The sequence below is a fragment of the Bradyrhizobium sp. USDA 4538 genome (genome assembly GCF_024171045.1).
Classification (GTDB): domain Bacteria; phylum Pseudomonadota; class Alphaproteobacteria; order Rhizobiales; family Xanthobacteraceae; genus Bradyrhizobium; species Bradyrhizobium australafricanum.
The window spans coordinates 7,209,421-7,230,398 of record NZ_JALJZE010000001.1; the positions used below are offsets into that span (position 1 = coordinate 7,209,421).

Genomic DNA, 20,978 nt, shown 5'->3' on the forward strand with positions numbered 1-20,978 from the left:
GTCAAATGGCCAAAGCTAAATTCGAACGTAACAAGCCCCACTGCAACATCGGCACCATCGGTCACGTCGACCATGGCAAGACCTCGCTGACCGCAGCGATCACCAAGGTGCTCGCAGAAACCGGCGGCGCGACGTTCACCGCCTACGACCAGATCGACAAGGCGCCGGAAGAGAAGGCCCGCGGCATCACGATCTCGACCGCTCACGTCGAGTACGAGACGACCAACCGCCACTACGCCCACGTCGACTGCCCCGGCCACGCCGACTACGTGAAGAACATGATCACCGGTGCCGCCCAGATGGACGGCGCGATCCTGGTCGTGTCGGCTGCTGACGGCCCGATGCCGCAGACCCGCGAGCACATCCTGCTCGCCCGCCAGGTCGGCGTGCCCGCGCTCGTCGTGTTCCTCAACAAGTGCGACATGGTCGACGATCCGGAGCTGCTCGAGCTCGTCGAGCTCGAAGTCCGCGAGCTGCTCTCGAAGTACGAATTCCCGGGCGACAAGATCCCGATCATCAAGGGCTCGGCGCTCGCCGCCCTCGAAGACAAGGACAAGAAGCTCGGCCACGACGCCATCCTCGAGCTGATGCGCAATGTCGACGAGTACATCCCGCAGCCGGAGCGTCCGATCGACCAGCCGTTCCTGATGCCGGTTGAAGACGTGTTCTCGATCTCGGGCCGCGGCACCGTCGTCACCGGCCGTGTCGAGCGCGGCGTGATCAAGGTCGGCGAGGAGATCGAAATCGTCGGTATCCGCGACACCCAGAAGACCATCGTCACCGGCGTCGAAATGTTCCGCAAGCTGCTCGATCAGGGCCAGGCCGGCGACAACATCGGTGCACTGCTCCGCGGCACCAAGCGCGAGGAAGTCGAGCGTGGCCAGGTGCTGTGCAAGCCCGGTTCGGTCAAGCCGCACACCAAGTTCAAGGCTGAGGCTTACATCCTCACCAAGGAAGAGGGCGGTCGCCACACCCCGTTCTTCACCAACTACCGTCCGCAGTTCTACTTCCGCACCACCGACGTGACCGGTGTCGTGCACCTGCCGGAAGGCACCGAGATGGTGATGCCGGGTGACAACATCGCGATGGAAGTGCACCTGATCGTGCCGATCGCGATGGAAGAGAAGCTGCGCTTCGCGATCCGCGAAGGCGGCCGCACCGTCGGCGCCGGCGTCGTCGCCGCGATCATCGAGTAACTACGCGAATAGGGAATGGCGAGTAGCGAGTGGGTCACTCCATTCGCTATTCGCTACTCGCCACTCACTAAAGAAAGAATACGGCAATGAACGGCCAAAATATTCGCATCCGTCTCAAGGCGTTCGACCATCGAATCCTCGATACGTCGACCCGCGAGATCGTGAACACGGCGAAGCGCACCGGTGCGCAGGTTCGCGGACCGATTCCGCTGCCGACCCGCATCGAGAAGTTCACCGTCAACCGTTCGCCGCACGTTGACAAGAAGAGCCGCGAGCAATTCGAGATGCGCACCCACAAGCGCCTCCTCGACATTGTCGACCCGACCCCGCAGACCGTCGATGCGCTGATGAAGCTCGACTTGGCCGCCGGTGTCGACGTCGAGATCAAGCTCTAAGGTTTTGGATTTTTACGTCCGCCGCTTGCGGACAGAAAGACAGGAAGCACGCCGATGCGCTCCGGAGTGATCGCACAAAAGGTCGGGATGACGCGGGTCTTTACGGAGACCGGCGAGCATATCCCTGTGACCGTGCTGAAGTTGGGCAACTGCCAGGTGCTGGGCCACCGCACGACCGAGAAGAACGGCTATGTCGCTCTTCAGCTCGGCTCGGGCGCCCGCAAGACCGTGTACATGCCCAAGGCCGAACGTGGCCAGTTCGCGGTCTCCAAGGTCGAGCCGAAGCGCAAGGTCGCCGAGTTCCGCGTGTCCGAGGATGCGCTGATCCCGGTCGGCGCGGAAATCCAGGCGGACCATTTCGTGGTCGGCCAGTTCGTCGACGTGACCGGTACCTCGATCGGTAAGGGCTTCGCCGGCGGCATGAAGCGCTGGAATTTCGGCGGTCTGCGCGCCACCCACGGTGTGTCGATCTCGCACCGTTCGATCGGTTCGACCGGTGGCCGTCAGGACCCCGGCAAGACCTTCAAGAACAAGAAGATGCCCGGTCACATGGGCGTCGACCGCATCACCACGCTCAATCTGCGCGTGGTTTCGACCGACGTCGAGCGCGGCCTGATCCTCGTCGAAGGCGCCGTTCCCGGCTCCAAGGGCGGCTGGATCTCGGTGCGCGACGCGGTCAAGAAGCCGCTGCCGAAGGACGCCCCGAAGCCCGGCAAGTTCAAGGTTGCAGGTGGCGAAGCTGCCGAGGCTGTGGCCGAGCAGGAGGGCGTGTGAGATGGAATTGAAAGTCACGACCCTTGAAGGCAAGGACGCCGGATCCGTCGAGCTCTCGGACGCGATCTTCGGTCTCGAGCCGCGCGCCGACATCATCCAGCGCTGCGTGCAGTGGCAGCTGAACAAGCGTCAGGCCGGCACCCACAAGGCCAAGGGCCGCGCCGAGATCTGGCGCACCGGCAAGAAGATGTACAAGCAGAAGGGCACCGGCGGCGCCCGTCACGGCTCGGCCCGCGTGCCGCAGTTCCGCGGCGGTGGCCGTGCGTTCGGTCCGGTCGTTCGCTCCCATGCGACCGACCTTCCGAAGAAGGTGCGCGCGCTCGCGCTCAAGCATGCGCTCTCGGCCAAGGCCAAGGACGGCGGGCTGATCGTGATCGACAATGCGCAGCTCGAGGCCGCCAAGACCAAGGCGCTGCTCGGCCACTTCTCCGGCCTCGGACTGACCAACGCGCTGATCATCGACGGCGCCGAGCTGAACGCCGGTTTCGCGACCGCGGCCCGGAACATTCCGAACATCGACGTGCTGCCGATCCAGGGCATCAACGTCTACGACATTCTCCGCCGCCAGAAGCTGGTGCTGACCAAGGCTGCGGTTGATGCGCTGGAGGCGCGCTTCAAATGAAGAACATCGATCCGCGCCACTACGACGTCATCATCTCTCCCGTCGTGACGGAAAAGGCGACGCTCGCCTCCGAGCACAACAAGGTGATGTTCAAGGTCGCCGGCAAGGCGACCAAGCCGCAGATCAAGGAAGCGGTCGAGAAGCTGTTCGACGTCAAGGTGAAGAGCGTCAACACTCTCGTTCGCAAGGGCAAGACCAAGGTGTTCCGCGGCAATCTCGGCTCGCAGTCGGACACCAAGCGCGCGATCGTGACCCTGGAAGAGGGCCACCGCATCGACGTGACTACCGGACTATAAGGCGCAACGACGATGGCATTGAAAACCTACAATCCCACGACGCCGGGCCAGCGCCAGCTGGTCATGGTCGATCGTTCGGCGCTCTACAAGGGCAAGCCGGTGAAGACCCTGACCGAGGGCAAGCTCGGCAACGGCGGTCGCAACAACACCGGTCGCATCACCGTGCGTTTCCGCGGCGGCGGCCACAAGAAGGCCTACCGCACCGTCGACTTCCGCCGCGACAAGGTGGACATGCCGGCGGTCGTGGAGCGGCTCGAGTATGATCCGAACCGCACCGCGTTCATCGCGCTGATCAAGTATCAGGACGGTGAGCTGGCCTACATCCTGGCGCCGCAGCGTCTGGCGGCGGGCGACACCGTCGTCGCCGGCAACTATGTCGACGTCAAGCCGGGCAACGTCATGCCGCTCGGCAACATGCCGGTCGGCACGATCGTGCACAACATCGAGCTGAAGATCGGCAAGGGCGGTCAGCTGGCGCGCTCCGCCGGCACCTACGCCCAGATCGTCGGCCGCGACCAGGACTACGTGATCGTCCGCCTGAACTCGGGCGAGCAGCGTCTGGTGCACGGCCGTTGCCGCGGCACGATCGGCGCGGTCTCCAACCCGGATCACATGAACATCTCGATCGGCAAGGCCGGTCGTACCCGCTGGCTCGGCTGGCGTCCGCACAACCGCGGCGTTGTCATGAACCCGATCGATCACCCGCACGGCGGTGGTGAAGGTCGTACCTCGGGCGGTCGCCACCCGGTTACTCCGTGGGGCAAACCGACCAAGGGCAAGAAGACCCGCACCAACAAGTCGACCAACAAATTCATTCTCCTCAGCCGCCACAAGCGGAAGAAGTAAGGAACGCCGGACATGGTTCGTTCAGTCTGGAAAGGCCCGTTCGTCGAGGGTTCTCTGCTCAAGAAGGCAGATGCCGCGCGCTCGTCCGGCCGTCACGACGTCATCAAGATCTGGAGCCGCCGCTCGACCATCCTGCCGCAGTTCGTCGGCCTGACGTTCGGCGTCTATAACGGCCACAAGCACGTGCCGGTGGCAATCAACGAGGAAATGGTGGGTCACAAGTTCGGCGAGTTCTCGCCGACCCGGACCTTCCACGGCCATTCGGGCGACAAGAAAGCCAAGAAGGCTTGAGGATTAACCGATGAGCAAACCAAAGCGCGAACGTAGCCTCGCGGACAATGAGGCTAAGGCCGTCGCCCGCATGCTGCGCGTCAGCCCGCAGAAGCTCAACCTGGTGGCGCAGCTGATCCGCGGCCGCAAGGCGTCCGCTGCGCTCGCCGACCTGCAGTTCTCGCGTAAGCGGATCGCGGTCGATGTCAAGAAGTGCCTGGAATCGGCGATCGCGAACGCCGAGAACAACCATGACCTTGAGGTTGACGATCTCGTCGTCGCCGAGGCGCATGTCGGCAATGGCATCGTGATGAAGCGTTTTGCTCCGCGCGGCCGTGGCCGTTCGGGCCGTGTGTTCAAACCGTTCTCGCACCTGACCATCGTGGTTCGTCAGGTCGAGGCCGAGGCAAGCGCCTAAGAAGGGCGCAGGAGAAGACGATGGGTCAAAAGATCAATCCAATCGGGCTGCGTCTCGGCATCAACCGGACCTGGGACTCCCGTTGGTTCGCCGGCAAGCAGGAATACGGCAAGCTGCTGCACGAGGACGTCAAGATCCGCGAGATCCTGCACAAGGAGCTCAAGCAGGCGGCCGTCGCCCGCATCGTGATCGAGCGCCCGCACAAGAAGTGCCGCGTGACGATCCATTCGGCCCGTCCGGGCGTCGTGATCGGCAAGAAGGGCGCCGACATCGACAAGCTGCGCAAGAAGGTTGCCGACATCACCTCGTCGGACGTCGTGATCAACATCGTCGAAATCCGCAAGCCGGAGCTCGACGCGACCCTGGTCGCTGAATCGATCGCCCAGCAGCTCGAGCGCCGCGTCGCGTTCCGCCGCGCCATGAAGCGCGCCGTGCAGTCGGCGATGCGTCTCGGTGCCGGTGGCATCCGCATCAACTGCTCGGGCCGTCTCGGCGGCGCCGAAATCGCGCGCATGGAGTGGTACCGCGAAGGTCGCGTGCCGCTGCACACGCTGCGCGCCGACGTCGACTACGGCGTTGCCACCGCGTTCACGACCTTCGGCACCTGCGGCGTCAAGGTCTGGATCTTCAAGGGCGAGATCCTCGAGCACGATCCGATGGCCCAGGACAAGAAGATGGCCGAAGGCGACAGCACGCCGCGTTCGCGCCGCGACGCCGCTTGAGGCAAAGCAGGAATTTGAGGGCTTAAAGCCATGATGCAACCTAAGAAAACGAAGTTCCGGAAGGCGCATAAGGGCCGTATCCACGGCGTTGCGACCTCTGGCGCGACGTTGGCGTTCGGCCAGTTCGGCCTGAAGGCGATGGAGCCTGAGCGCGTCACCGCCCGTCAGATCGAAGCCGCCCGCCGCGCGCTGACCCGTCACATGAAGCGCGCCGGCCGCGTCTGGATCCGCGTGTTCCCGGACGTGCCGGTGTCGAAGAAGCCCGCCGAAGTCCGCATGGGCTCCGGCAAGGGTGCCCCGGAATTGTGGGTGGTCCGGATCAAGCCGGGCCGCGTGATGTTCGAGATCGACGGCGTGCCGGTGCAGACCGCGAAGGAAGCGCTGTCGCTCGCCGCCGCCAAGCTGCCGATCAAGACGCGCTTCGTTGCGCGCATTGCGGAGTAATCGCCATGGCCGAGATGAAAGTTGAAGACATTCGCGCGATGAGCGACGACCAGCGGGAAGACGCGATCCTGAATCTGAAGAAGGAACGCTTCAACCTGCGTTTCCAGCGCGCCACCGGGCAGCTGGAGAACACCTCGCGGATGCGGGAAGCCCGCCGCGATATCGCTCGTATCAAGACCATCGCTGCCCAGCAGCGCGCGAAGAAGAAGTAAGGGGCCAGCTATGCCGAAACGTACTCTGCAGGGCGTGGTCGTCAGCGACAAGCAAGCCAAGACCATCGTGGTGCGCGTCGATCGCCGCTTCACCCACCCGATCTACAAGAAGACGATCCGCCGTTCCAAGAACTACCACGCGCACGACGAGAACAACCAGTTCAAGCCGGGCGACATGGTCTGGATCGAGGAATCGAAGCCGATCTCGAAGCTGAAGCGCTGGACCGTGGTCCGGGGCGAACACAAGAAAACGGCCTGATTACTTCGGCTTGGCCGAGGAAATTCAGGGAAATTTTGAGCGCGCTAAAGCGCAGAAAGAGGACGAGGTGCATCAATGATTCAGATGCAGACCAACCTCGACGTGGCCGATAATTCAGGCGCACGCCGTGTCATGTGCATCAAGGTTCTTGGAGGTTCCAAGCGCCGCTATGCCACCGTGGGCGACGTTATCGTTGTGTCGATCAAGGAAGCCATTCCGCGTGGCAAGGTGAAGAAGGGCGACGTGATGAAGGCCGTCGTGGTCCGGGTCCGCAAGGACATCCGCCGCGCCGACGGTTCGGTCATCCGCTTCGACCGCAACGCCGCCGTGCTGATCAACAATCAGTCCGAGCCGGTCGGCACCCGTATCTTCGGGCCGGTGCCGCGCGAGCTGCGCGCCAAGAACCACATGAAGATCATTTCGCTCGCGCCGGAGGTGCTGTGATGGCTGCCAAGATCCGCAAGGGCGACAAGGTGATGGTGCTCACCGGCCGCGACAAGGGTCGCACCGGCGAGGTGTTCGAGGTGCGTCCGGACGAGAACAAGGCGCTCGTTCGCGGCATCAACATGGTGAAGCGTCACCAGAAGCAGACCCAGACCCAGGAAGGCGGCATCATCTCCAAGGAGATGCCGATCGACCTTTCGAACATTGCGTATGTCGGCAAGGACGGAAAGCCGACCCGCATCGGGTTCAAGATTCAGGCCGATGGCAAGAAGGTTCGTGTTGCCAAGAGCTCGGGAGCAGAGATCGATGGCTGATACAGCTTACACGCCGCGTCTGCGCGCGGAGTATGACAAGAAGATCCGCGGCATGATGACCGAGAAGTTCGGTTATGCCAACGTGATGCAGGTGCCGCGCCTCGACAAGGTCGTGCTCAACATGGGCGTCGGCGATTCGGTCAACGACCGCAAGAAGGCCGAGACCGCCGCTGCCGAGCTGACCCAGATCGCCGGCCAGAAGGCGATCGTGACCTATTCGCGGATCGCGATCGCGACCTTCAAGCTGCGTGAGAACCAGCCGATCGGCTGCAAGGTCACGCTGCGCAAGACCCACATGTACGAGTTCATCGACCGCCTGGTGAACGTGGCGCTGCCCCGCGTCCGTGACTTCCGCGGCCTGAACCCGAAGAGCTTCGACGGCCGCGGCAACTATTCGCTCGGCATCAAGGAGCACATCATTTTCCCCGAGATCGACTTCGACAAGGTCTCGGAAGCGCGTGGCATGGACATCACGGTCTGCACCACCGCCAAGACCGACGACGAGGCGCGCGCCTTGTTGACCGCTTTCAATTTCCCGTTCCGGCAGTGAGTAGCTGAACCAAAGCCACTCAAACGCGGATACCCAGGAGCCAAGCATGGCAAAGAAGAGTTCAGTCGAGAAGAACAACCGGCGCAAGCGGATGGCGAAGAACGCTGCTCCGCAGCGCGCGAAGCTGAAGGCGATCATCGCCGACAAGACCAAGCCGATGGAAGAGCGCTTCGCCGCGACGCTGAAGCTCGCCGAGATGCCGCGCAACTCGTCGCCGACGCGCATCCGCAACCGTTGCGAGCTGACCGGGCGCCCGCGCTCGAACTATCGCAAGAACAAGCTCTCGCGCATCGCGCTGCGTGAACTCGGCTCCAAGGGCCTGGTTCCCGGCCTAGTGAAGTCGAGCTGGTAAGGAGGGTCGGAACCATGTCTACGCACGATCCGATCAGCGATCTCATCACCCGCATCCGCAACGCGCAGATGCGCTCCAAGTCCAAGGTCTCGACCCCCGGCTCGAAGATGCGCGCCAACGTGCTCGAGGTGCTGAAGTCCGAGGGTTACATCCGCGGCTACGCCAGCGTCGAGCATGCCTCGGGCCGCAGCGAGCTCGAGATCGAACTGAAGTATTTCGACGGCGAGCCCGTCATCCGCGAGATCGAGCGGGTGTCGAAGCCGGGCCGCCGCGTTTACGCCTCGGTGAAGAACCTGCCGCGCGTGAACAACGGTCTCGGCATTTCGGTGTTGTCGACGCCGAAGGGAATCATGGCTGACCACCAGGCGCGCGACGCCAACGTGGGCGGCGAAGTTCTCTTCACGGTGTTCTGAGGAAGGATTTTACGATGTCACGTATCGGCAAAAGGCCGGTGGCGATCCCGTCGGGTGTGACGGCGACCGTCGAGGGCCAGACCGTCAAGGTGAAGGGGCCGAAGGGCCAGCTTCAGTTCGTCGTGCATGACGACGTCGAGGTGAAGTTCGAGAACGGCCAGGTCAAGGTCGCTCCGCGGATCAAGACCAACCGCGCGCAGGCGATGTACGGCACCGCGCGCGCGCAGGTCGCCAACCTCGTCGAGGGCGTCACCAAGGGCTTCGAGAAGAAGCTCGAGATCACCGGCGTCGGCTACCGCGCCGCGATGCAGGGCAAGAACCTGCAGCTCGCGCTCGGCTACAGCCACGACGTGGTGTACGCGATCCCGGAAGGCATCACCATCGCGGTGCCGAAGCCGACCGAGATCACGATCACCGGCAACGATCCGCAGCGCGTCGGCCAGGTCGCCGCCGAGATCCGCGCCTACCGTCCGCCGGAGCCCTACAAGGGCAAGGGCGTGAAGTACGCCAACGAATTCATCTTCCGCAAGGAAGGCAAGAAGAAGTAACGGAGCCGGTCATGTCACTCAAGGTTACGAATGCCCGGCGCAAGCAGCGCGTGCGCCTTGCGCTTCGCCGCTCGGCAGGCGGCCGTCCGCGGCTGTCGGTGTTCCGCTCGTCCAAGCACATCTACGCCCAGGTCATCGACGACCAGAAGGGCGAGACGCTCGCTTCCGCCTCGTCGCTGGAGAAGACCATGCGCGACGCCGGCAAGACCGGCGCCGACATCGATGCGGCAAAGGCGGTCGGCAAGCTGCTCGCCGAGCGCGCGGCGCAGAAGGGTGTCAAGGAAGTCGTGTTCGATCGCGGCGCCTACATCTATCACGGGCGCGTCAAGGCGCTCGCGGATGCGGCGCGCGAAGGCGGATTGAGCTTCTAAACTTTACGAACGATGACGAGGAAAGAGGCGCAAGGCCTCCTACAGATTGGAAAACACCATGGCAGGTGAACGCGAACGCGGCGGACGCGAACGGAGCAGGGAGCGCGAGGAGCGCGACAGCGAGTTCGTCGACAAGCTCGTCCACATCAATCGCGTGGCGAAGGTCGTCAAGGGCGGCAAGCGCTTCGGCTTTGCGGCGCTGGTCGTGATCGGCGACCAGAAGGGCCGGGTCGGTTTCGGCCACGGCAAGGCGCGCGAAGTTCCGGAAGCGATCCGCAAGGCGACCGAATCGGCGAAGCGCAACCTGACGCGCGTCGCGCTTCGCGAAGGCCGCACGCTGCATCACGACATCGCCGGCCGTCACGGCGCCGGCCGCGTCTACCTGCGTGCCGCTCCGGCCGGTACCGGCATCATCGCCGGCGGCCCGATGCGCGCGGTGTTCGAGACGCTCGGCATCCAGGACGTGGTGGCGAAGTCGATCGGCTCGTCGAATCCCTACAACATGGTTCGCGCGACGTTCGACGCGCTGAAGCATCAGGACTCGCCGCGCTCGGTGGCGGCACGCCGCAACATCAAGGTCTCCACCCTGCAGTCGCGCCGCGTCGGCGGCGACGCCGAAGTGGTGGCGGAATAACAACGCGCGCTTCTCGAAGCGCTATTCGGAGTTACTGTCATGGCCAAGGCCAGCAAGACCATCAAGGTCGAGCAGATCGGCAGCGCAATCCGCCGCCATCACTCGCAGCGTTCGACGCTGATCGGCCTCAAGCTCAACAAGATCGGCCGGGTTGCCGAGCTGCAGGATACCCCTGAAGTTCGCGGCATGATCAGCAAGGTTCAGCATCTCGTCCGCGTCGTCGGCGAGTAAGCAGAGATAAGGAGAAGGGCGATGAAGCTCAGCGATATCGCCGACAACGCCGGCTCGCGCAAGAAGCGCATGCGTGTCGGCCGTGGCATCGGTTCCGGCAAGGGCAAGACCTCGGGTCGCGGCGGCAAGGGCCAGACCGCGCGTTCGGGCGTCCGCATCAAGGGTTTCGAAGGCGGCCAGATGCCGATGCATCGCCGTCTGCCGAAGCGCGGCTTCAACAACATCTTCCGGCTCGACTTCGCCGAGATCAATCTCGACCGTCTGCAGGAAGCGATCGACAACAAGCTGGTCGATGCGAGCGCGACGGTGAACGCCGAATCGCTGGTCAAGGCCGGCGTGCTGCGCCGCGCCAAGGACGGCCTGCGGCTGCTCGGCCGCGGCGAGATCAAGACCAAGCTGACCATCGAGGTGCACGGCGCTTCCAAGTCGGCCATTGCCGCGGTCGAGAAGGCCGGCGGCTCGGTCAAGATCCTGGCCCCCGCCAAGGAAGAAGGCGAGGCGGCGTAACATCTGCGTCATTGCCCGCGACGCGCGGGCAATCCGCAGATCGAATGATGGACTTATCGAGGCCGAGCACCAGATAATGTCCGGTGTCTGCCGGCGCCCAGGGAATTGATCTCTTTGGGGGCGCCGGCGAATGGGGCTCCGGGAGAAAGCCGAAACATGGTCTCAGCAGCCGAACAACTTGCCGCCAACCTCAATTTCGGACAGCTGGCGAAAGCCGACGAGCTGAAGAAGCGCATCTGGTTCACCCTGGGTGCGCTGCTTGTTTATCGGCTCGGCACCTACATCCCGCTGCCCGGCATCGATCCCAACATCTGGGAGCAGGTGTTCCGCAGCCAGTCCGGCGGCATCCTCGGCATGTTCAACATGTTCGCCGGCGGCGGCATCCACCGCATGGCGATCTTCGCGCTCAACATCATGCCGTACATCTCGGCATCGATCATCGTGCAGCTGCTGACCACCGTGTCGCCGCAGCTCGAGGCGCTCAAGAAGGAAGGCGAGGCGGGCCGCAAGACGCTGAACCAGTACACCCGCTATCTGACCGTGATCCTGGCGCTGTTCCAGTCCTATGGCATCGCGATCGGCCTCGAAGGCGCCGGTAATGTCGTCAGCGACCCCGGCATGTTCTTCCGGATCTCGACCGCGATCACGCTGACCGGCGGCACCATGTTCCTGATGTGGCTCGGCGAGCAGATCACCTCGCGCGGCATCGGCAACGGTATCTCGCTGATCATCCTGTCCGGCATCGTCGCCGAGCTGCCGTCGGCGCTCGCCAACATGCTGGAACTGGGCCGCCAGGGCGCGATGTCGACCGGCCTGATCCTGATCGTCATCGTGATGGCGGTCGCCGTGATCGCCTTCATCGTGTTCATGGAGCGCGCGCAGCGCCGGCTTTTGATCCAGTATCCGAAGCGCCAGGTCGGCAACAAGATGTTCGAGGGCCAGTCCTCGCATCTGCCGCTCAAGCTCAACACCTCGGGCGTGATTCCGCCGATCTTCGCCTCGTCGCTGCTGCTGCTGCCGACCACGGTCGCGAACTTCAACGCCGGCAAGGGACCGGAATGGTTCCAGTGGATCACGACCCAGCTCAGCCACGGCCGGCCGCTGTTCCTGTTCATGTATCTCGCGCTGATCGTGTTCTTCGCGTTCTTCTACACCGCGATCGTGTTCAATCCGACCGAGACTGCGGACAACCTGAAGAAGCATGGCGGCTTCATCCCGGGCATCCGGCCCGGCGAGCGCACCGCCGAGTACATCGACTATGTGCTGTCGCGCATCACGGTGCTCGGCGCGGTCTATCTCGCGATCGTCTGCCTGATTCCTGAAATTCTGATTTCCTACGCATCGGTCCCGTTCTACTTTGGCGGCACCTCGCTGTTGATCGTCGTCAGCGTGACGATGGATACGGTGTCGCAGGTGCAGGGCTATCTGCTCGCTCATCAGTATGAGGGGTTGATCAGGAAGTCGAAGCTCAGGGGAGGCCGCCGCCGCTGATCGCGGCTTGGCTTCGAACTCAAAACACAGGTGTGCGGACGTCGCCCACCTAGCCGGGGGGCGAAACAGATATGAGATTGATCCTTTTGGGGCCGCCGGGCTCGGGCAAGGGAACCCAGGCGCAGCGGCTGGTGCACAAGCACGGCATCGTCCAGCTCTCGACCGGTGAGATGCTGCGCGCTGCGGTCGCCGCGGGCACGCCGGTCGGCCTACAGGCCAAGGAGATCATGGCCAATGGCGGCCTGGTTCCAGACGAGGTCGTGGTGGGAATCATCGCCGACCGGATCGAGGAGCCCGATGCCAAGAAGGGGTTCATTCTCGACGGCTTCCCGCGCACTGTGCCGCAGGCCGAGGCGCTCGACGATCTGCTCCGGAAAAAGCACCTCAAGCTCGACGCGGTGGTTGAGCTCCGCGTCAACGAGAGCGCGCTGCTCGCCCGCGTTGAGAAGCGTGCCGAGGAAACCCGCACGCGCGGCGAGGAAGTCCGCCTCGACGACACGCCGGAAGTGCTGACCAAGCGCCTGGCGCAGTACCGTTCGCTGACGGAGCCGCTGATTCACTATTATTCGGAGCGGCGGAAGCTCCTGACGGTCGATGGCATGATGACCATCGAGCACGTCACCCGCGAGATCAACCGGATCCTGACCGCGCTCGGCGCGCTGGAACCCAGGGAACACGAGGATCGCGTCCCCAAGACGGCTAAAAAGGCCGCCAAGGCGGCCATGAAGGCCAGCAAGAAGGCAGCTAAACCAGCCCAAAAGGCCGCTAAATCGGCCCGGAAGGCTGCCAAGGCGCCCTCCAAGGCCAAAGCGGCCAAGAAAACCGTGAAGAAAGCCGCGAAGAAGGCGGTAAAGAAGGCCGCCCGCGCCGCGAAAGCCCGCAAGGGAGCAAAGACCGCCAAAAAGGCGGCAAAAAAGCTCACGAAAAAGCGAGCTAAACGCTAGGAGCGGTTGACGAAACCGACATGAATCCTTTAATAAGCCCCGCATCCAAGTTGGATAGTTTGATGACGATGCCGGGCCCCGAAGGACATGAGGGGAGGGCGTCGTGTTCGCGTTTGTGGACACAAGCCCGAGAGAGCAAGCACTTGAGAAGCCCGTATCCGTGATGGATCGGCGACAGGAGAGAAGTCCGTGGCCCGTATTGCCGGCGTCAACATTCCTACCAACAAGCGCGTCCTGATCGCGCTTCAGTACATCCATGGCATCGGCCAGAAGAACGCGGCCGACATCATCGAGAAGGTCAAGATCCCGCTGGACCGTCGCGTCAACCAGTTGACCGACCAGGAAGTCCTGCAGATCCGCGAAGTGATCGACCGCGACTATCTGGTCGAGGGCGACCTCCGTCGTGAGGTCGGCATCAACATCAAGCGGCTGATGGACCTCGGCTGCTACCGCGGCCTGCGTCATCGCCGCGGTCTGCCGGTGCGCGGCCAGCGCACCCACACCAATGCGCGCACGCGCAAGGGGCCGGCCAAGGCGATCGCCGGCAAGAAGAAGTAAGTTTTGCGAATTGCAGGTGGGGAGTAGCGAATGGAAATTCGCTACTCGCCATTTGCGTTTTGAGGTGTAGCCGCTGGCACTACGGCGGCGTCGAGATCACAGGAAAGGTTTGAAATGGGCAAGGAAGCCACCCGCGTACGCCGCCGCGAACGCAAGAACATCGCCTCCGGCATCGCGCACGTGAATTCGTCGTTCAACAACACGACCATCACCATCACCGACGCGCAGGGCAACACCATTGCCTGGTCGTCGGCCGGCACCATGGGCTTCAAGGGCTCGCGCAAGTCGACCCCCTATGCCGCGCAGGTCGCGGCGGAAGACGTCTCCAAGAAGGCGCAGGAACACGGCATGCGCACGCTGGAGGTTGAAGTGGCCGGCCCGGGTTCGGGCCGTGAGTCGGCGCTCCGTGCGCTGCAGGCTGCGGGCTTCACCGTCACCTCGATCCGCGACGTGACCACCATCCCGCACAATGGCTGCCGTCCGCGCAAGCGTCGGCGCGTTTGATCTGTAAGTCGTGGGCGGCCTCTGGCCGCCCTGCGATGGTTTTTGGAATTGACCGCGCGGACTGATCCGCGATCTCCAACGCCGGGTTCGGCCATTCGATTTGGCCCTGTGACCGGCAAATGGGTGAAACAGTGACGATCCAGAAAAATTGGCAAGAACTCATTCGACCGAACAAGCTGCAGGTGACGCCGGGCTCGGACGCGAGCCGGTTCGCCACCGTGGTCGCCGAACCGCTCGAGCGTGGCTTCGGCCAGACGCTCGGCAACGCGCTGCGCCGCATCCTGTTGTCCTCGCTGCAGGGCGCGGCGGTGCAGTCGGTGCATATCGACGGCGTGTTGCACGAGTTCTCCTCGATCGCCGGTGTCCGTGAAGACGTCACCGACATCGTCCTCAACATCAAGGACATCTCGATCAAGATGCAGGGCGAAGGCCCGAAGCGCATGGTCGTGAAGAAGCAGGGCCCGGGCGCCGTCACCGCCGGCGATATCCAGACCGTCGGCGATGTCACGGTGCTCAACCCCGACCTGCAGCTCTGCACGCTGGACGACGGCGCCGAGATCCGCATGGAGTTCACGGTCACGACCGGCAAGGGCTATGTCGCCGCCGAGCGCAACCGTCCCGAGGATGCTCCGATCGGCCTGATCCCGGTCGACAGCTTGTTCTCGCCGGTCCGCAAGGTCTCCTACAAGGTCGAGAACACCCGCGAGGGCCAGATCCTCGACTACGACAAGCTGACCATGACGATCGAGACCAACGGCGCGATCACGCCGGAGGACGCGGTGGCCTACGCCGCGCGCATCCTGCAGGATCAGCTCAACGTGTTCGTCAACTTCGAAGAGCCGCGCAAGGAAGTCACGCAGGAGATCATCCCCGATCTCGCGTTCAACCCGGCGTTCCTCAAGAAGGTCGACGAGCTCGAGCTGTCGGTGCGTTCGGCAAACTGCCTGAAGAACGACAACATCGTCTACATCGGCGACCTCGTGCAGAAGTCGGAAGCGGAAATGCTCCGTACTCCGAACTTCGGCCGCAAGTCGCTGAACGAAATCAAGGAAGTGCTGGCCCAGATGGGTCTGCACCTCGGCATGGAAGTGCCGGGCTGGCCGCCGGAGAACATCGACGAGCTCGCCAAGCGCTTCGAGGATCACTACTAAGCTTTGGTCATTCCGGACGTCGCGAAGCGGCGATCCGGAATCTCGAGATTCCGGGTTCGGCTCTGCGAGTCGCCCCGGAATGACGTCCGGGCGAACGCAGGATGCCCACCTGCAAAACTTGTCGCTGAACCACCGCGGCAGAATTGAAGAAGGAAGAAGTCAATGCGTCACGGCAAGGTTCATCGGAAGCTCAACCGCACCGCCGAACACCGGCGTGCGATGTTCGCCAACATGGCGGCCGCGCTGATCAAGCACGAGCAGATCGTCACCACGCTGCCGAAGGCCAAGGAGCTGCGGCCGATCGTCGAGAAGCTCGTCACCCTCGGCAAGAAGGGCGGCCTTGCCCTGCGCCGTCAGGCGATCTCGGAGCTGCGCGACGTCGACCAGGTCAAGAAGCTGTTCGACACGCTGGCGACCCGCTACAAGGACCGCCAGGGCGGCTACACCCGCATCATCAAGGCCGGCTTCCGCTACGGCGACAACGCGGCGATGGCCGTGATCGAGTTCGTCGACCGCGACGTCGACGCCAAGGGCCAGGACTCCGGTCCGGCGCAGGACAAGGAAGCCGAGGCGGCGTAAGCCCCGCTTCGCGCCAGGATTTGAAAGCGGCGCCTTCGGGCGCCGTTTTTATTTGGTGGCCACGCTCCATCCCCGTCGTCCTGGCGAAAGCCAGGAGGTGGATTCACATTCGAAGTGCAACACTTGAGCAAAGGACGCGGCAGGCGTGCGGTAGTCAAGGCATTTGCGCGGGGTGTTGTTGTAGGCGGCGATGAACTGGCGGAACCTGGCGGTCGAGAGGGTTAGAAGATCCGTCTTGCGGGGAATAAAGCGGCGCATCCTGCCGATGGCGTTCTCGATGCCACCCTTCTGCCAGGGGGCATGGGGATCGCAGAAGAAGGTCGCGATCGAGAGGCGGTGCAGCGCCAGGTGACCGGCGAACTCGGTGCCGTTGTCGAAGGTAACGCTCTGGCGCAGCTCTTGTGGAAGGGGCGCGAAGAAGCCCACGAGATGGCGGGCGACACCGCGCGCGACCTTGCTGGCAAGGCGGATGCCGAGCAGCAGCCGCGAGGTGCGCTCGTGCACGGTCAGCACGGCCTGACCGTATTTCGAGAACATCATCAGGTCGGCCTCCCAGTGTCCGGGCACGCTGCGGTCGGCCGCTTCGAGCGGCCGATTTGCCAAGGGTACACGGCCTTCGATGAAGCTTGCGGGGCTGCCGCCCCGCTTGCCGCGGCAGCCGCGCTTGCTCTTGGCGCGCGGCAGATAGCGCCGCCAGTTGAAGTCCGTGGTGCGCCTGAGTTGGCCATAGATGAAGCGGTAGATGGTCTCGTGGGAGATCACCTTGCGCCCGTGCTCGCGGGCCAGCCGGCCAGCGACCTGCTCGGGCGACCAGCCGCGGCGAAGGCGTTGCAACACCGCGCGGCGCAGGCCGGGCTCCCGTTCGAGGCGTCCGCCCGTCCAGCGCCGCGCTCGCATCTGGTGCTGGGCATAGCTCGGCTTGTAGCCGACCTGGCTCCCCCGATTGCGCCTCAGTTCCCGAGAGATCGTTGATGGCGAGCGATCCAGAGCTGCCGCGATTTGCCGGACCGAGCTGCCATTGGCCGATAGGCAGGCAATCTCGCATCGGTCGTCCAGAGAGAGCTGCTTGTAAGTCCGCCCCATGGCAACACCTCCTCAAGGAAGTGTTGCACTTCGTTTGTGAACTCAGGGGACCCATTACCCCAAATCTAAATTGTTGCGCGACGCTGGGGCTCAAATCCTTCTCATAATCACCTGCGGTGGTTGATGGTGTGGACGGCCCCCTACGGCATCAGTGTGCCAGAATGAGGTTGTCTAGATCTCATACAAGGGAGCCGTCCGTGAACCAGATTATCCGCATTGGGATTGATACGTCGAAGTATATTTTTGTGCTGCATGGGGTTGATGCGGCGGAGCAGGTGGTGCTGCGCAAGAAGCTGTCGCGCAAACAAGTGCTGGAGTTCTTCGCCAAATTGCCGCCGACTGTGATCGGGATGGAGGCCTGCGGGGCTTCGCAACATTGGGCGCGTCAGCTTTCCAAGCTCGGTCACGAGGTGAAGCTGATGGCACCGCAATTGGTCAAACCCTACGTGATGCGGAACAAGAATGACGGGCGGGATGCAGAAGGCCTGTGTGAAGCGATGAGCCGGCCGAGCATGCGCTTCGTGCCGGTGAAGACGGCCGAGCAGCAGGCCGCGCTGATGCTGATGGGTGTCCGCGACGGATTGATCGTCCGGCGCACCCAGCTGACCAATACGATACGCGGCCACGCGGCGGAGTATGGCCTGATCGCCCCCAAGGGACTGGACGCGATCGAACCCCTGCTGGTGCGGATTGCGCAGGACGAGACGCTTCCGGTTCTGGCGCGCGAGCTGTTTGTGGTGCTGGGCCGGGAGCGCGTCAGGCTCGAGGGTGAGTTGGAGGCGGTTGAGGCCAAGCTGATGGCCTGGCACCGCGCCGATGCCACGGGCCGGCGCTTGGCTCAGATCCCCTCGGTCGGTCCGATCGTTGCAACCGCGCTGGTGATGAAGACACCTGATCCGCGCACGTTCCGTTCTGGTCGTCATTTTGCGGCCTGGCTGGGATTGACACCCAAGGACCACTCCACCGCTGGCAAGACCAGGCTTGGCAAGATCACGCGGGCTGGCGATGAGAACTTGCGCCGTCTGCTGGTGGTCGGGGCCACAGCGGTGATCCAGCAGGCCAGGCGGGGACGCGGTCATCACTCGCGCTGGCTGCTGGCCCTGATCAAGCGCAAGCCGCCGAAGCTTGCGGCCGTGGCGCTCGCCAACAAAGTGGCCCGTATCGCCTGGAAGCTGATGGCAACGGGCGAGAGTTACGAGGCGGCACGGATGAATCCCATGACAGCCGCCGCCTAATCGATTAGCCGGCGGGCTCGCTCGCCGGCCGACCGGAGCTGCAAGAGCAGATGGAGCGATCGATCGAGCAACGATGCGAGACAGTCCGCAGGACCCATCGGCCGCCAACAGGCCGCGTGGTTGTTTGGAACTCGCATCGCGCAAACCATCTTGGCCAGCGATCCATTCGATCGCACCCAACAGGCCGGACATATGGATGCAAGCGATCCGATCTCACCAAACAGCTCTTGTGCCACGGGGGCCGTCCACATATGGGTCCTGGCTTTCGCCAGGACGACGAGGTGTGTTCTATTTCCTCACGCATCGGTGAGATGCAATTGCGGCGCTGCATGCCGCGCCCGATATGTCCGTCGACATCAATGGAGATGACAGATGAAAATCGACCTTTCCGGAAAGACTGCGCTGGTGACCGGCTCGACCGCGGGCATTGGCAATGCCATCGCAAGGGGGCTGGCCGAGACCGGCGCCGAGGTCGTCGTCAACGGCCGCGGTCAGGCCAAGGTCGATGCCGCGATTGCCGCGATCACGAAGGCAGTACCGGACGCAAAGCTCCGCGGCATTGCCGCCGACGTCTCGACCGCGGCGGGCTGCAAGGCGCTGCTCGCGGCGCTGCCGGACGTCGACATCCTCGTCAACAATGCCGGCATCTTCGAGCCGAAGCCGTTCTTCGACATTCCCGACGAGGACTGGAGCCGCTTCTACGAGGTCAATGTGATGTCGGGCGTCCGGCTGTCGCGCGGCTACATGCAGGGCATGCTGAAGCGCAACTGGGGCCGCATCGTCTTCATCTCCTCGGAGTCCGGCCTCAACATTCCGACCGAGATGATCCATTACGGCATGACCAAGACCGCGCAGCTTGCGATCGCGCGCGGGCTCGCCGAGCTGACCAAAGGCACCGCCGTGACCGTCAACTCGGTGCTGCCCGGACCGACCATGTCCGAAGGCGTCGAGACCTTCGTCAAGGATCTCGCCAAGCAGAACGGCCAATCGGTCGAGGAGGCGGCCTCCAACTTCGTCAAGCAGCACCGGCCGACCTCGCTGCTGCAGCGCTTTGCCAGCACCGAGGAGATCGCCAATCTCGTGGTCTATGTCTGCTCCAGGCAGGCATCCGCGACCAACGGCGCCGCGCTGCGCGCCGAAGGCGGCATCGTCAACACCATCGCATGAGGCCGCATGCCGGCCTATGTGATCTCCGAGGTCGAGATGCGGGACGCCGCGGCGTTCGAGGCCTATCGCACGCTGGCGGCGAACACCATCGCAAAATATGGCGGGCGCTACGTCGTGCGCGGCGGCACAGTCGAGGTGGTGGAGGGCGGTCCACCACCGAACGCGATCGTCATCGTCGAATTTCCGACCATGGCGCGCCTGCGCGAATGGTATGCGTCACCGGAATATGCCGAAGCGTTGAAGCTTCGCGCAACCGCGCTGGAGCGACGCCTGCTGTTCGTCGAGGGCGTGCCGCCGACCTAGCTATCCCTTCGCGCCGTCGAGAAACTCGCTGAAGCCTGCGGGACGGTAGGGACCGAAGCAAATCTGCTCCAGAACGCCGATCCCCGTCCGGCTGCCCTGGCGGGCGCGGACCACCTGCTGGACGTGCACATTCTCGCGGGCCAGCGGATCCAGCGTCGATGGATCGAGCGACTCGCCGCCGATCTCGAGCTCGCCCTTCCACATGCCCTGGCCCCATTGCGGATGGCCGTAGCCGAGGCCCTTCATCTGGAATTTGAGGATCGGGTCGAGCGCGATGGTCGTGGTGTGGCCGTCGATATCGACGAGGTCGATTTCAGCCGACTGCGCCAGCCGGGTGTGCGGCACGTATTTGACGCGATGCCGCGCGGTCGCCATGCGGCGGTCGAGGCCGTCGACCACGCCGGGAATCTCGGCCTCGCATCGGTAGAGCGGCGCGGTGATGCCCTCGCGGACCAGCGCCTCGCCCTGCGTCCCGTCGAAGAAGATCGCGTGCGAAATGTGGTCGTCCCAGACCAGCGGCGCCCAGAGGAAGAACACGCTCGGCGGCGGCATCGGCGCGCCTCCGACGTCGCGTTCGCCGACATTGCGCACGCCCCAGGAGCGATCCTTGGTGCCGTAGCAGGTGCGATCGTCGACCTTGATCCCGCCGTCGGGGTGGCTGATGACACCGCTCCAGCGGCCGAACTGGTCGAACCGGGTCGAATCCATCGCGCGGCGGCCGCCCGACCAAAGCGTCTGGCGCGCTTCCTGGATCGCGGCGGTGCGCGCGGAGAAGGTCAGGTCGCAGGCGAGGCCCGTCGCATTGTCGTCGAGCACGACCCGGGTCCGCAGCATCGGCTCGAGCACTTCGAGCCTGAACGGACCGACCTGCATCTCGGTGCGCTCGAGCGGGGCGCGCCGCGAGCCGTAAAAGCAGTGCTGCCGTCCGCCGCGTTCCACGACGCTGAAGGCGCAATCGAGGATCTTGCGGTGCGGGTAGATCGCAATGCCGATCCCGAAATAATACGCGCCGTCGGCGGTGTAGCCGTTGAACCAGGTCCGGTCATAGACATTGCGGTCGCTGGTCGAGGGAACCGCGATCGGCTCCGGCGTCTGGTGGATGGGGAAATCGTCCAGTTTGTTGAGCACGCCGATCCCTTTCGCTG

General features: G+C 63.8%; 33 protein-coding genes. 31 read left to right on the top strand and 2 right to left on the bottom strand.

The genetic code is table 11. The annotated features are described in order from the left end of the window. Positions 1-5 precede the first annotated feature (5 nt). The 28 genes from tuf to rplQ all read left to right on the top strand — a co-directional run bounded on the left by tuf (position 6) and on the right by rplQ (position 16,045). Positions 6-1,196, top strand: a complete 1,191-nt coding sequence (tuf, locus tag J2R78_RS32880) for an elongation factor Tu (RefSeq protein WP_018272140.1) — start codon at positions 6-8, stop codon at positions 1,194-1,196. Positions 1,197-1,282: 86 nt separating this feature from the next. Beyond that, positions 1,283-1,591, top strand: a complete 309-nt coding sequence (gene rpsJ, locus J2R78_RS32885; protein WP_002712302.1) for a 30S ribosomal protein S10 — start codon at positions 1,283-1,285, stop codon at positions 1,589-1,591. Between the two features lie 54 nt (positions 1,592-1,645). Beyond that, a complete protein-coding gene (gene rplC, locus J2R78_RS32890) occupies positions 1,646-2,365 on the top strand; it encodes a 50S ribosomal protein L3 (protein ID WP_253608215.1) in 720 nt (239 codons plus the stop codon). Between the two features lies 1 nt (position 2,366). After that, complete coding sequence (rplD, locus tag J2R78_RS32895; RefSeq protein ID WP_016843745.1) at positions 2,367-2,987, top strand: 50S ribosomal protein L4; 621 nt, start codon at positions 2,367-2,369, stop codon at positions 2,985-2,987. Then, on the top strand, positions 2,984-3,283 hold the full coding sequence (locus tag J2R78_RS32900) for a 50S ribosomal protein L23 (RefSeq protein WP_028339313.1): 300 nt from the start codon (positions 2,984-2,986) through the stop codon (positions 3,281-3,283). Before rplD ends, J2R78_RS32900 begins: the two co-directional genes overlap by 4 nt. A 12-nt stretch (positions 3,284-3,295) precedes the next feature. Beyond that, positions 3,296-4,129, top strand: coding sequence for a 50S ribosomal protein L2 (rplB, locus tag J2R78_RS32905; protein ID WP_021081655.1), 834 nt, complete (start codon positions 3,296-3,298; stop codon positions 4,127-4,129). A gap of 12 nt (positions 4,130-4,141) precedes the next feature. Beyond that, positions 4,142-4,420 (top strand): 30S ribosomal protein S19, encoded by a 279-nt coding sequence (gene rpsS, locus J2R78_RS32910; protein WP_028335459.1) that lies wholly within the window; start codon positions 4,142-4,144, stop codon positions 4,418-4,420. A gap of 10 nt (positions 4,421-4,430) precedes the next feature. Continuing rightward, a complete protein-coding gene (rplV, locus tag J2R78_RS32915) occupies positions 4,431-4,817 on the top strand; it encodes a 50S ribosomal protein L22 (RefSeq protein ID WP_016843750.1) in 387 nt (128 codons plus the stop codon). A 20-nt stretch (positions 4,818-4,837) separates the two neighbouring features. Next, positions 4,838-5,539 (top strand): 30S ribosomal protein S3, encoded by a 702-nt coding sequence (gene rpsC / locus J2R78_RS32920; RefSeq protein ID WP_016843751.1) that lies wholly within the window; start codon positions 4,838-4,840, stop codon positions 5,537-5,539. A gap of 30 nt (positions 5,540-5,569) precedes the next feature. Then, positions 5,570-5,983 (top strand): 50S ribosomal protein L16, encoded by a 414-nt coding sequence (gene rplP / locus J2R78_RS32925; protein WP_016843752.1) that lies wholly within the window; start codon positions 5,570-5,572, stop codon positions 5,981-5,983. Between the two features lie 5 nt (positions 5,984-5,988). Next, a complete protein-coding gene (rpmC, locus tag J2R78_RS32930; protein WP_016843753.1) occupies positions 5,989-6,195 on the top strand; it encodes a 50S ribosomal protein L29 in 207 nt (68 codons plus the stop codon). Positions 6,196-6,205: 10 nt separating this feature from the next. Continuing rightward, positions 6,206-6,454, top strand: a complete 249-nt coding sequence (rpsQ, locus tag J2R78_RS32935; RefSeq protein ID WP_016843754.1) for a 30S ribosomal protein S17 — start codon at positions 6,206-6,208, stop codon at positions 6,452-6,454. Between the two features lie 75 nt (positions 6,455-6,529). After that, positions 6,530-6,898: a 50S ribosomal protein L14 gene (rplN, locus tag J2R78_RS32940; RefSeq protein ID WP_011473865.1), complete on the top strand. Its 369-nt coding sequence runs from the start codon at positions 6,530-6,532 to the stop codon at positions 6,896-6,898. Further along, positions 6,898-7,212 (top strand): 50S ribosomal protein L24, encoded by a 315-nt coding sequence (gene rplX, locus J2R78_RS32945; protein WP_016843755.1) that lies wholly within the window; start codon positions 6,898-6,900, stop codon positions 7,210-7,212. Before rplN ends, rplX begins: the two co-directional genes overlap by 1 nt. Continuing rightward, a complete protein-coding gene (gene rplE, locus J2R78_RS32950) occupies positions 7,205-7,762 on the top strand; it encodes a 50S ribosomal protein L5 (protein ID WP_016843756.1) in 558 nt (185 codons plus the stop codon). The genes rplX and rplE overlap by 8 nt, the downstream gene beginning before the upstream one ends. Before the next feature lie 46 nt (positions 7,763-7,808). Further along, positions 7,809-8,114: a 30S ribosomal protein S14 gene (gene rpsN, locus J2R78_RS32955; protein WP_253608216.1), complete on the top strand. Its 306-nt coding sequence runs from the start codon at positions 7,809-7,811 to the stop codon at positions 8,112-8,114. Positions 8,115-8,128: 14 nt separating this feature from the next. Next, the gene (rpsH, locus tag J2R78_RS32960; protein WP_024578580.1) at positions 8,129-8,527 is read left to right on the top strand and encodes a 30S ribosomal protein S8; all 399 of its coding nucleotides are present in this window, start codon (positions 8,129-8,131) and stop codon (positions 8,525-8,527) included. Positions 8,528-8,541: 14 nt separating this feature from the next. Continuing rightward, entirely contained in the window at positions 8,542-9,075 is a 534-nt protein-coding gene (gene rplF / locus J2R78_RS32965) for a 50S ribosomal protein L6 (protein ID WP_028339311.1), read from the top strand. Positions 9,076-9,086: 11 nt separating this feature from the next. Next, positions 9,087-9,446 (top strand): 50S ribosomal protein L18, encoded by a 360-nt coding sequence (gene rplR / locus J2R78_RS32970; protein ID WP_016843760.1) that lies wholly within the window; start codon positions 9,087-9,089, stop codon positions 9,444-9,446. A gap of 58 nt (positions 9,447-9,504) precedes the next feature. Then, complete coding sequence (gene rpsE, locus J2R78_RS32975) at positions 9,505-10,080, top strand: 30S ribosomal protein S5 (RefSeq protein WP_016843761.1); 576 nt, start codon at positions 9,505-9,507, stop codon at positions 10,078-10,080. 39 nt (positions 10,081-10,119) lie between these two features. After that, positions 10,120-10,311, top strand: coding sequence for a 50S ribosomal protein L30 (gene rpmD, locus J2R78_RS32980; protein WP_028335461.1), 192 nt, complete (start codon positions 10,120-10,122; stop codon positions 10,309-10,311). 21 nt (positions 10,312-10,332) lie between these two features. Next, positions 10,333-10,818, top strand: a complete 486-nt coding sequence (gene rplO, locus J2R78_RS32985; protein WP_092082428.1) for a 50S ribosomal protein L15 — start codon at positions 10,333-10,335, stop codon at positions 10,816-10,818. 156 nt (positions 10,819-10,974) lie between these two features. Further along, positions 10,975-12,309: a preprotein translocase subunit SecY gene (gene secY / locus J2R78_RS32990; protein WP_057019546.1), complete on the top strand. Its 1,335-nt coding sequence runs from the start codon at positions 10,975-10,977 to the stop codon at positions 12,307-12,309. Between the two features lie 71 nt (positions 12,310-12,380). Further along, positions 12,381-13,253 carry an adenylate kinase gene (locus J2R78_RS32995; protein WP_253608217.1) on the top strand — a complete coding sequence of 291 codons (873 nt, stop codon included), beginning with the start codon at positions 12,381-12,383 and terminating at the stop codon, positions 13,251-13,253. 189 nt (positions 13,254-13,442) lie between these two features. Continuing rightward, positions 13,443-13,811, top strand: coding sequence for a 30S ribosomal protein S13 (gene rpsM, locus J2R78_RS33000; RefSeq protein ID WP_057019544.1), 369 nt, complete (start codon positions 13,443-13,445; stop codon positions 13,809-13,811). Positions 13,812-13,925: 114 nt separating this feature from the next. Beyond that, positions 13,926-14,315: a 30S ribosomal protein S11 gene (rpsK, locus tag J2R78_RS33005; RefSeq protein ID WP_006021048.1), complete on the top strand. Its 390-nt coding sequence runs from the start codon at positions 13,926-13,928 to the stop codon at positions 14,313-14,315. Positions 14,316-14,434: 119 nt separating this feature from the next. Next, positions 14,435-15,466 (top strand): DNA-directed RNA polymerase subunit alpha, encoded by a 1,032-nt coding sequence (locus tag J2R78_RS33010; protein ID WP_035631062.1) that lies wholly within the window; start codon positions 14,435-14,437, stop codon positions 15,464-15,466. 162 nt (positions 15,467-15,628) lie between these two features. Continuing rightward, the gene (gene rplQ / locus J2R78_RS33015) at positions 15,629-16,045 is read left to right on the top strand and encodes a 50S ribosomal protein L17 (RefSeq protein WP_016843769.1); all 417 of its coding nucleotides are present in this window, start codon (positions 15,629-15,631) and stop codon (positions 16,043-16,045) included. A gap of 48 nt (positions 16,046-16,093) precedes the next feature. Here rplQ and J2R78_RS33020 read toward each other — a convergent pair whose 3' ends face one another. Beyond that, the gene (locus J2R78_RS33020; RefSeq protein ID WP_253608218.1) at positions 16,094-17,128 is read right to left on the bottom strand and encodes an IS30 family transposase; all 1,035 of its coding nucleotides are present in this window, start codon (positions 17,126-17,128) and stop codon (positions 16,094-16,096) included. 197 nt (positions 17,129-17,325) lie between these two features. Here J2R78_RS33020 and J2R78_RS33025 point away from each other — a divergent pair, with 197 nt between their 5' ends. The 3 genes from J2R78_RS33025 to J2R78_RS33035 all read left to right on the top strand — a co-directional run bounded on the left by J2R78_RS33025 (position 17,326) and on the right by J2R78_RS33035 (position 19,833). After that, a complete protein-coding gene (locus J2R78_RS33025) occupies positions 17,326-18,363 on the top strand; it encodes an IS110 family transposase (protein ID WP_253605065.1) in 1,038 nt (345 codons plus the stop codon). A gap of 372 nt (positions 18,364-18,735) precedes the next feature. Further along, on the top strand, positions 18,736-19,530 hold the full coding sequence (locus J2R78_RS33030; protein ID WP_076831371.1) for an SDR family NAD(P)-dependent oxidoreductase: 795 nt from the start codon (positions 18,736-18,738) through the stop codon (positions 19,528-19,530). A 6-nt stretch (positions 19,531-19,536) separates the two neighbouring features. Further along, on the top strand, positions 19,537-19,833 hold the full coding sequence (locus J2R78_RS33035) for a DUF1330 domain-containing protein (protein WP_225646166.1): 297 nt from the start codon (positions 19,537-19,539) through the stop codon (positions 19,831-19,833). Here J2R78_RS33035 and J2R78_RS33040 read toward each other — a convergent pair whose 3' ends face one another. After that, the gene (locus tag J2R78_RS33040) at positions 19,834-20,961 is read right to left on the bottom strand and encodes a hypothetical protein (RefSeq protein WP_253608219.1); all 1,128 of its coding nucleotides are present in this window, start codon (positions 20,959-20,961) and stop codon (positions 19,834-19,836) included. Positions 20,962-20,978 lie beyond the last annotated feature (17 nt).

Excerpts from the sequence above, each read along its gene's own strand:
- tuf (WP_018272140.1), top strand. The coding sequence starts at position 6 with ATGGCCAAAGCTAAATTCGAACGTAACAAGCCCCACTGCAACATCGGC.
- rpsJ (WP_002712302.1), top strand. The coding sequence starts at position 1,283 with ATGAACGGCCAAAATATTCGCATCCGTCTCAAGGCGTTCGACCATCGA.
- rplC (WP_253608215.1), top strand. The coding sequence starts at position 1,646 with ATGCGCTCCGGAGTGATCGCACAAAAGGTCGGGATGACGCGGGTCTTT.
- rplD (WP_016843745.1), top strand. The coding sequence starts at position 2,367 with ATGGAATTGAAAGTCACGACCCTTGAAGGCAAGGACGCCGGATCCGTC.
- J2R78_RS32900 (WP_028339313.1), top strand. The coding sequence starts at position 2,984 with ATGAAGAACATCGATCCGCGCCACTACGACGTCATCATCTCTCCCGTC.
- rplB (WP_021081655.1), top strand. The coding sequence starts at position 3,296 with ATGGCATTGAAAACCTACAATCCCACGACGCCGGGCCAGCGCCAGCTG.
- rpsS (WP_028335459.1), top strand. The coding sequence starts at position 4,142 with ATGGTTCGTTCAGTCTGGAAAGGCCCGTTCGTCGAGGGTTCTCTGCTC.
- rplV (WP_016843750.1), top strand. The coding sequence starts at position 4,431 with ATGAGCAAACCAAAGCGCGAACGTAGCCTCGCGGACAATGAGGCTAAG.
- rpsC (WP_016843751.1), top strand. The coding sequence starts at position 4,838 with ATGGGTCAAAAGATCAATCCAATCGGGCTGCGTCTCGGCATCAACCGG.
- rplP (WP_016843752.1), top strand. The coding sequence starts at position 5,570 with ATGATGCAACCTAAGAAAACGAAGTTCCGGAAGGCGCATAAGGGCCGT.
- rpmC (WP_016843753.1), top strand. The coding sequence starts at position 5,989 with ATGGCCGAGATGAAAGTTGAAGACATTCGCGCGATGAGCGACGACCAG.
- rpsQ (WP_016843754.1), top strand. The coding sequence starts at position 6,206 with ATGCCGAAACGTACTCTGCAGGGCGTGGTCGTCAGCGACAAGCAAGCC.
- rplN (WP_011473865.1), top strand. The coding sequence starts at position 6,530 with ATGATTCAGATGCAGACCAACCTCGACGTGGCCGATAATTCAGGCGCA.
- rplX (WP_016843755.1), top strand. The coding sequence starts at position 6,898 with ATGGCTGCCAAGATCCGCAAGGGCGACAAGGTGATGGTGCTCACCGGC.
- rplE (WP_016843756.1), top strand. The coding sequence starts at position 7,205 with ATGGCTGATACAGCTTACACGCCGCGTCTGCGCGCGGAGTATGACAAG.
- rpsN (WP_253608216.1), top strand. The coding sequence starts at position 7,809 with ATGGCAAAGAAGAGTTCAGTCGAGAAGAACAACCGGCGCAAGCGGATG.
- rpsH (WP_024578580.1), top strand. The coding sequence starts at position 8,129 with ATGTCTACGCACGATCCGATCAGCGATCTCATCACCCGCATCCGCAAC.
- rplF (WP_028339311.1), top strand. The coding sequence starts at position 8,542 with ATGTCACGTATCGGCAAAAGGCCGGTGGCGATCCCGTCGGGTGTGACG.
- rplR (WP_016843760.1), top strand. The coding sequence starts at position 9,087 with ATGTCACTCAAGGTTACGAATGCCCGGCGCAAGCAGCGCGTGCGCCTT.
- rpsE (WP_016843761.1), top strand. The coding sequence starts at position 9,505 with ATGGCAGGTGAACGCGAACGCGGCGGACGCGAACGGAGCAGGGAGCGC.
- rpmD (WP_028335461.1), top strand. The coding sequence starts at position 10,120 with ATGGCCAAGGCCAGCAAGACCATCAAGGTCGAGCAGATCGGCAGCGCA.
- rplO (WP_092082428.1), top strand. The coding sequence starts at position 10,333 with ATGAAGCTCAGCGATATCGCCGACAACGCCGGCTCGCGCAAGAAGCGC.
- secY (WP_057019546.1), top strand. The coding sequence starts at position 10,975 with ATGGTCTCAGCAGCCGAACAACTTGCCGCCAACCTCAATTTCGGACAG.
- J2R78_RS32995 (WP_253608217.1), top strand. The coding sequence starts at position 12,381 with ATGAGATTGATCCTTTTGGGGCCGCCGGGCTCGGGCAAGGGAACCCAG.
- rpsK (WP_006021048.1), top strand. The coding sequence starts at position 13,926 with ATGGGCAAGGAAGCCACCCGCGTACGCCGCCGCGAACGCAAGAACATC.
- J2R78_RS33010 (WP_035631062.1), top strand. The coding sequence starts at position 14,435 with ATGGGTGAAACAGTGACGATCCAGAAAAATTGGCAAGAACTCATTCGA.
- rplQ (WP_016843769.1), top strand. The coding sequence starts at position 15,629 with ATGCGTCACGGCAAGGTTCATCGGAAGCTCAACCGCACCGCCGAACAC.
- J2R78_RS33020 (WP_253608218.1), bottom strand. The coding sequence starts at position 17,128 with ATGGGGCGGACTTACAAGCAGCTCTCTCTGGACGACCGATGCGAGATT.
- J2R78_RS33030 (WP_076831371.1), top strand. The coding sequence starts at position 18,736 with ATGAAAATCGACCTTTCCGGAAAGACTGCGCTGGTGACCGGCTCGACC.
- J2R78_RS33035 (WP_225646166.1), top strand. The coding sequence starts at position 19,537 with ATGCCGGCCTATGTGATCTCCGAGGTCGAGATGCGGGACGCCGCGGCG.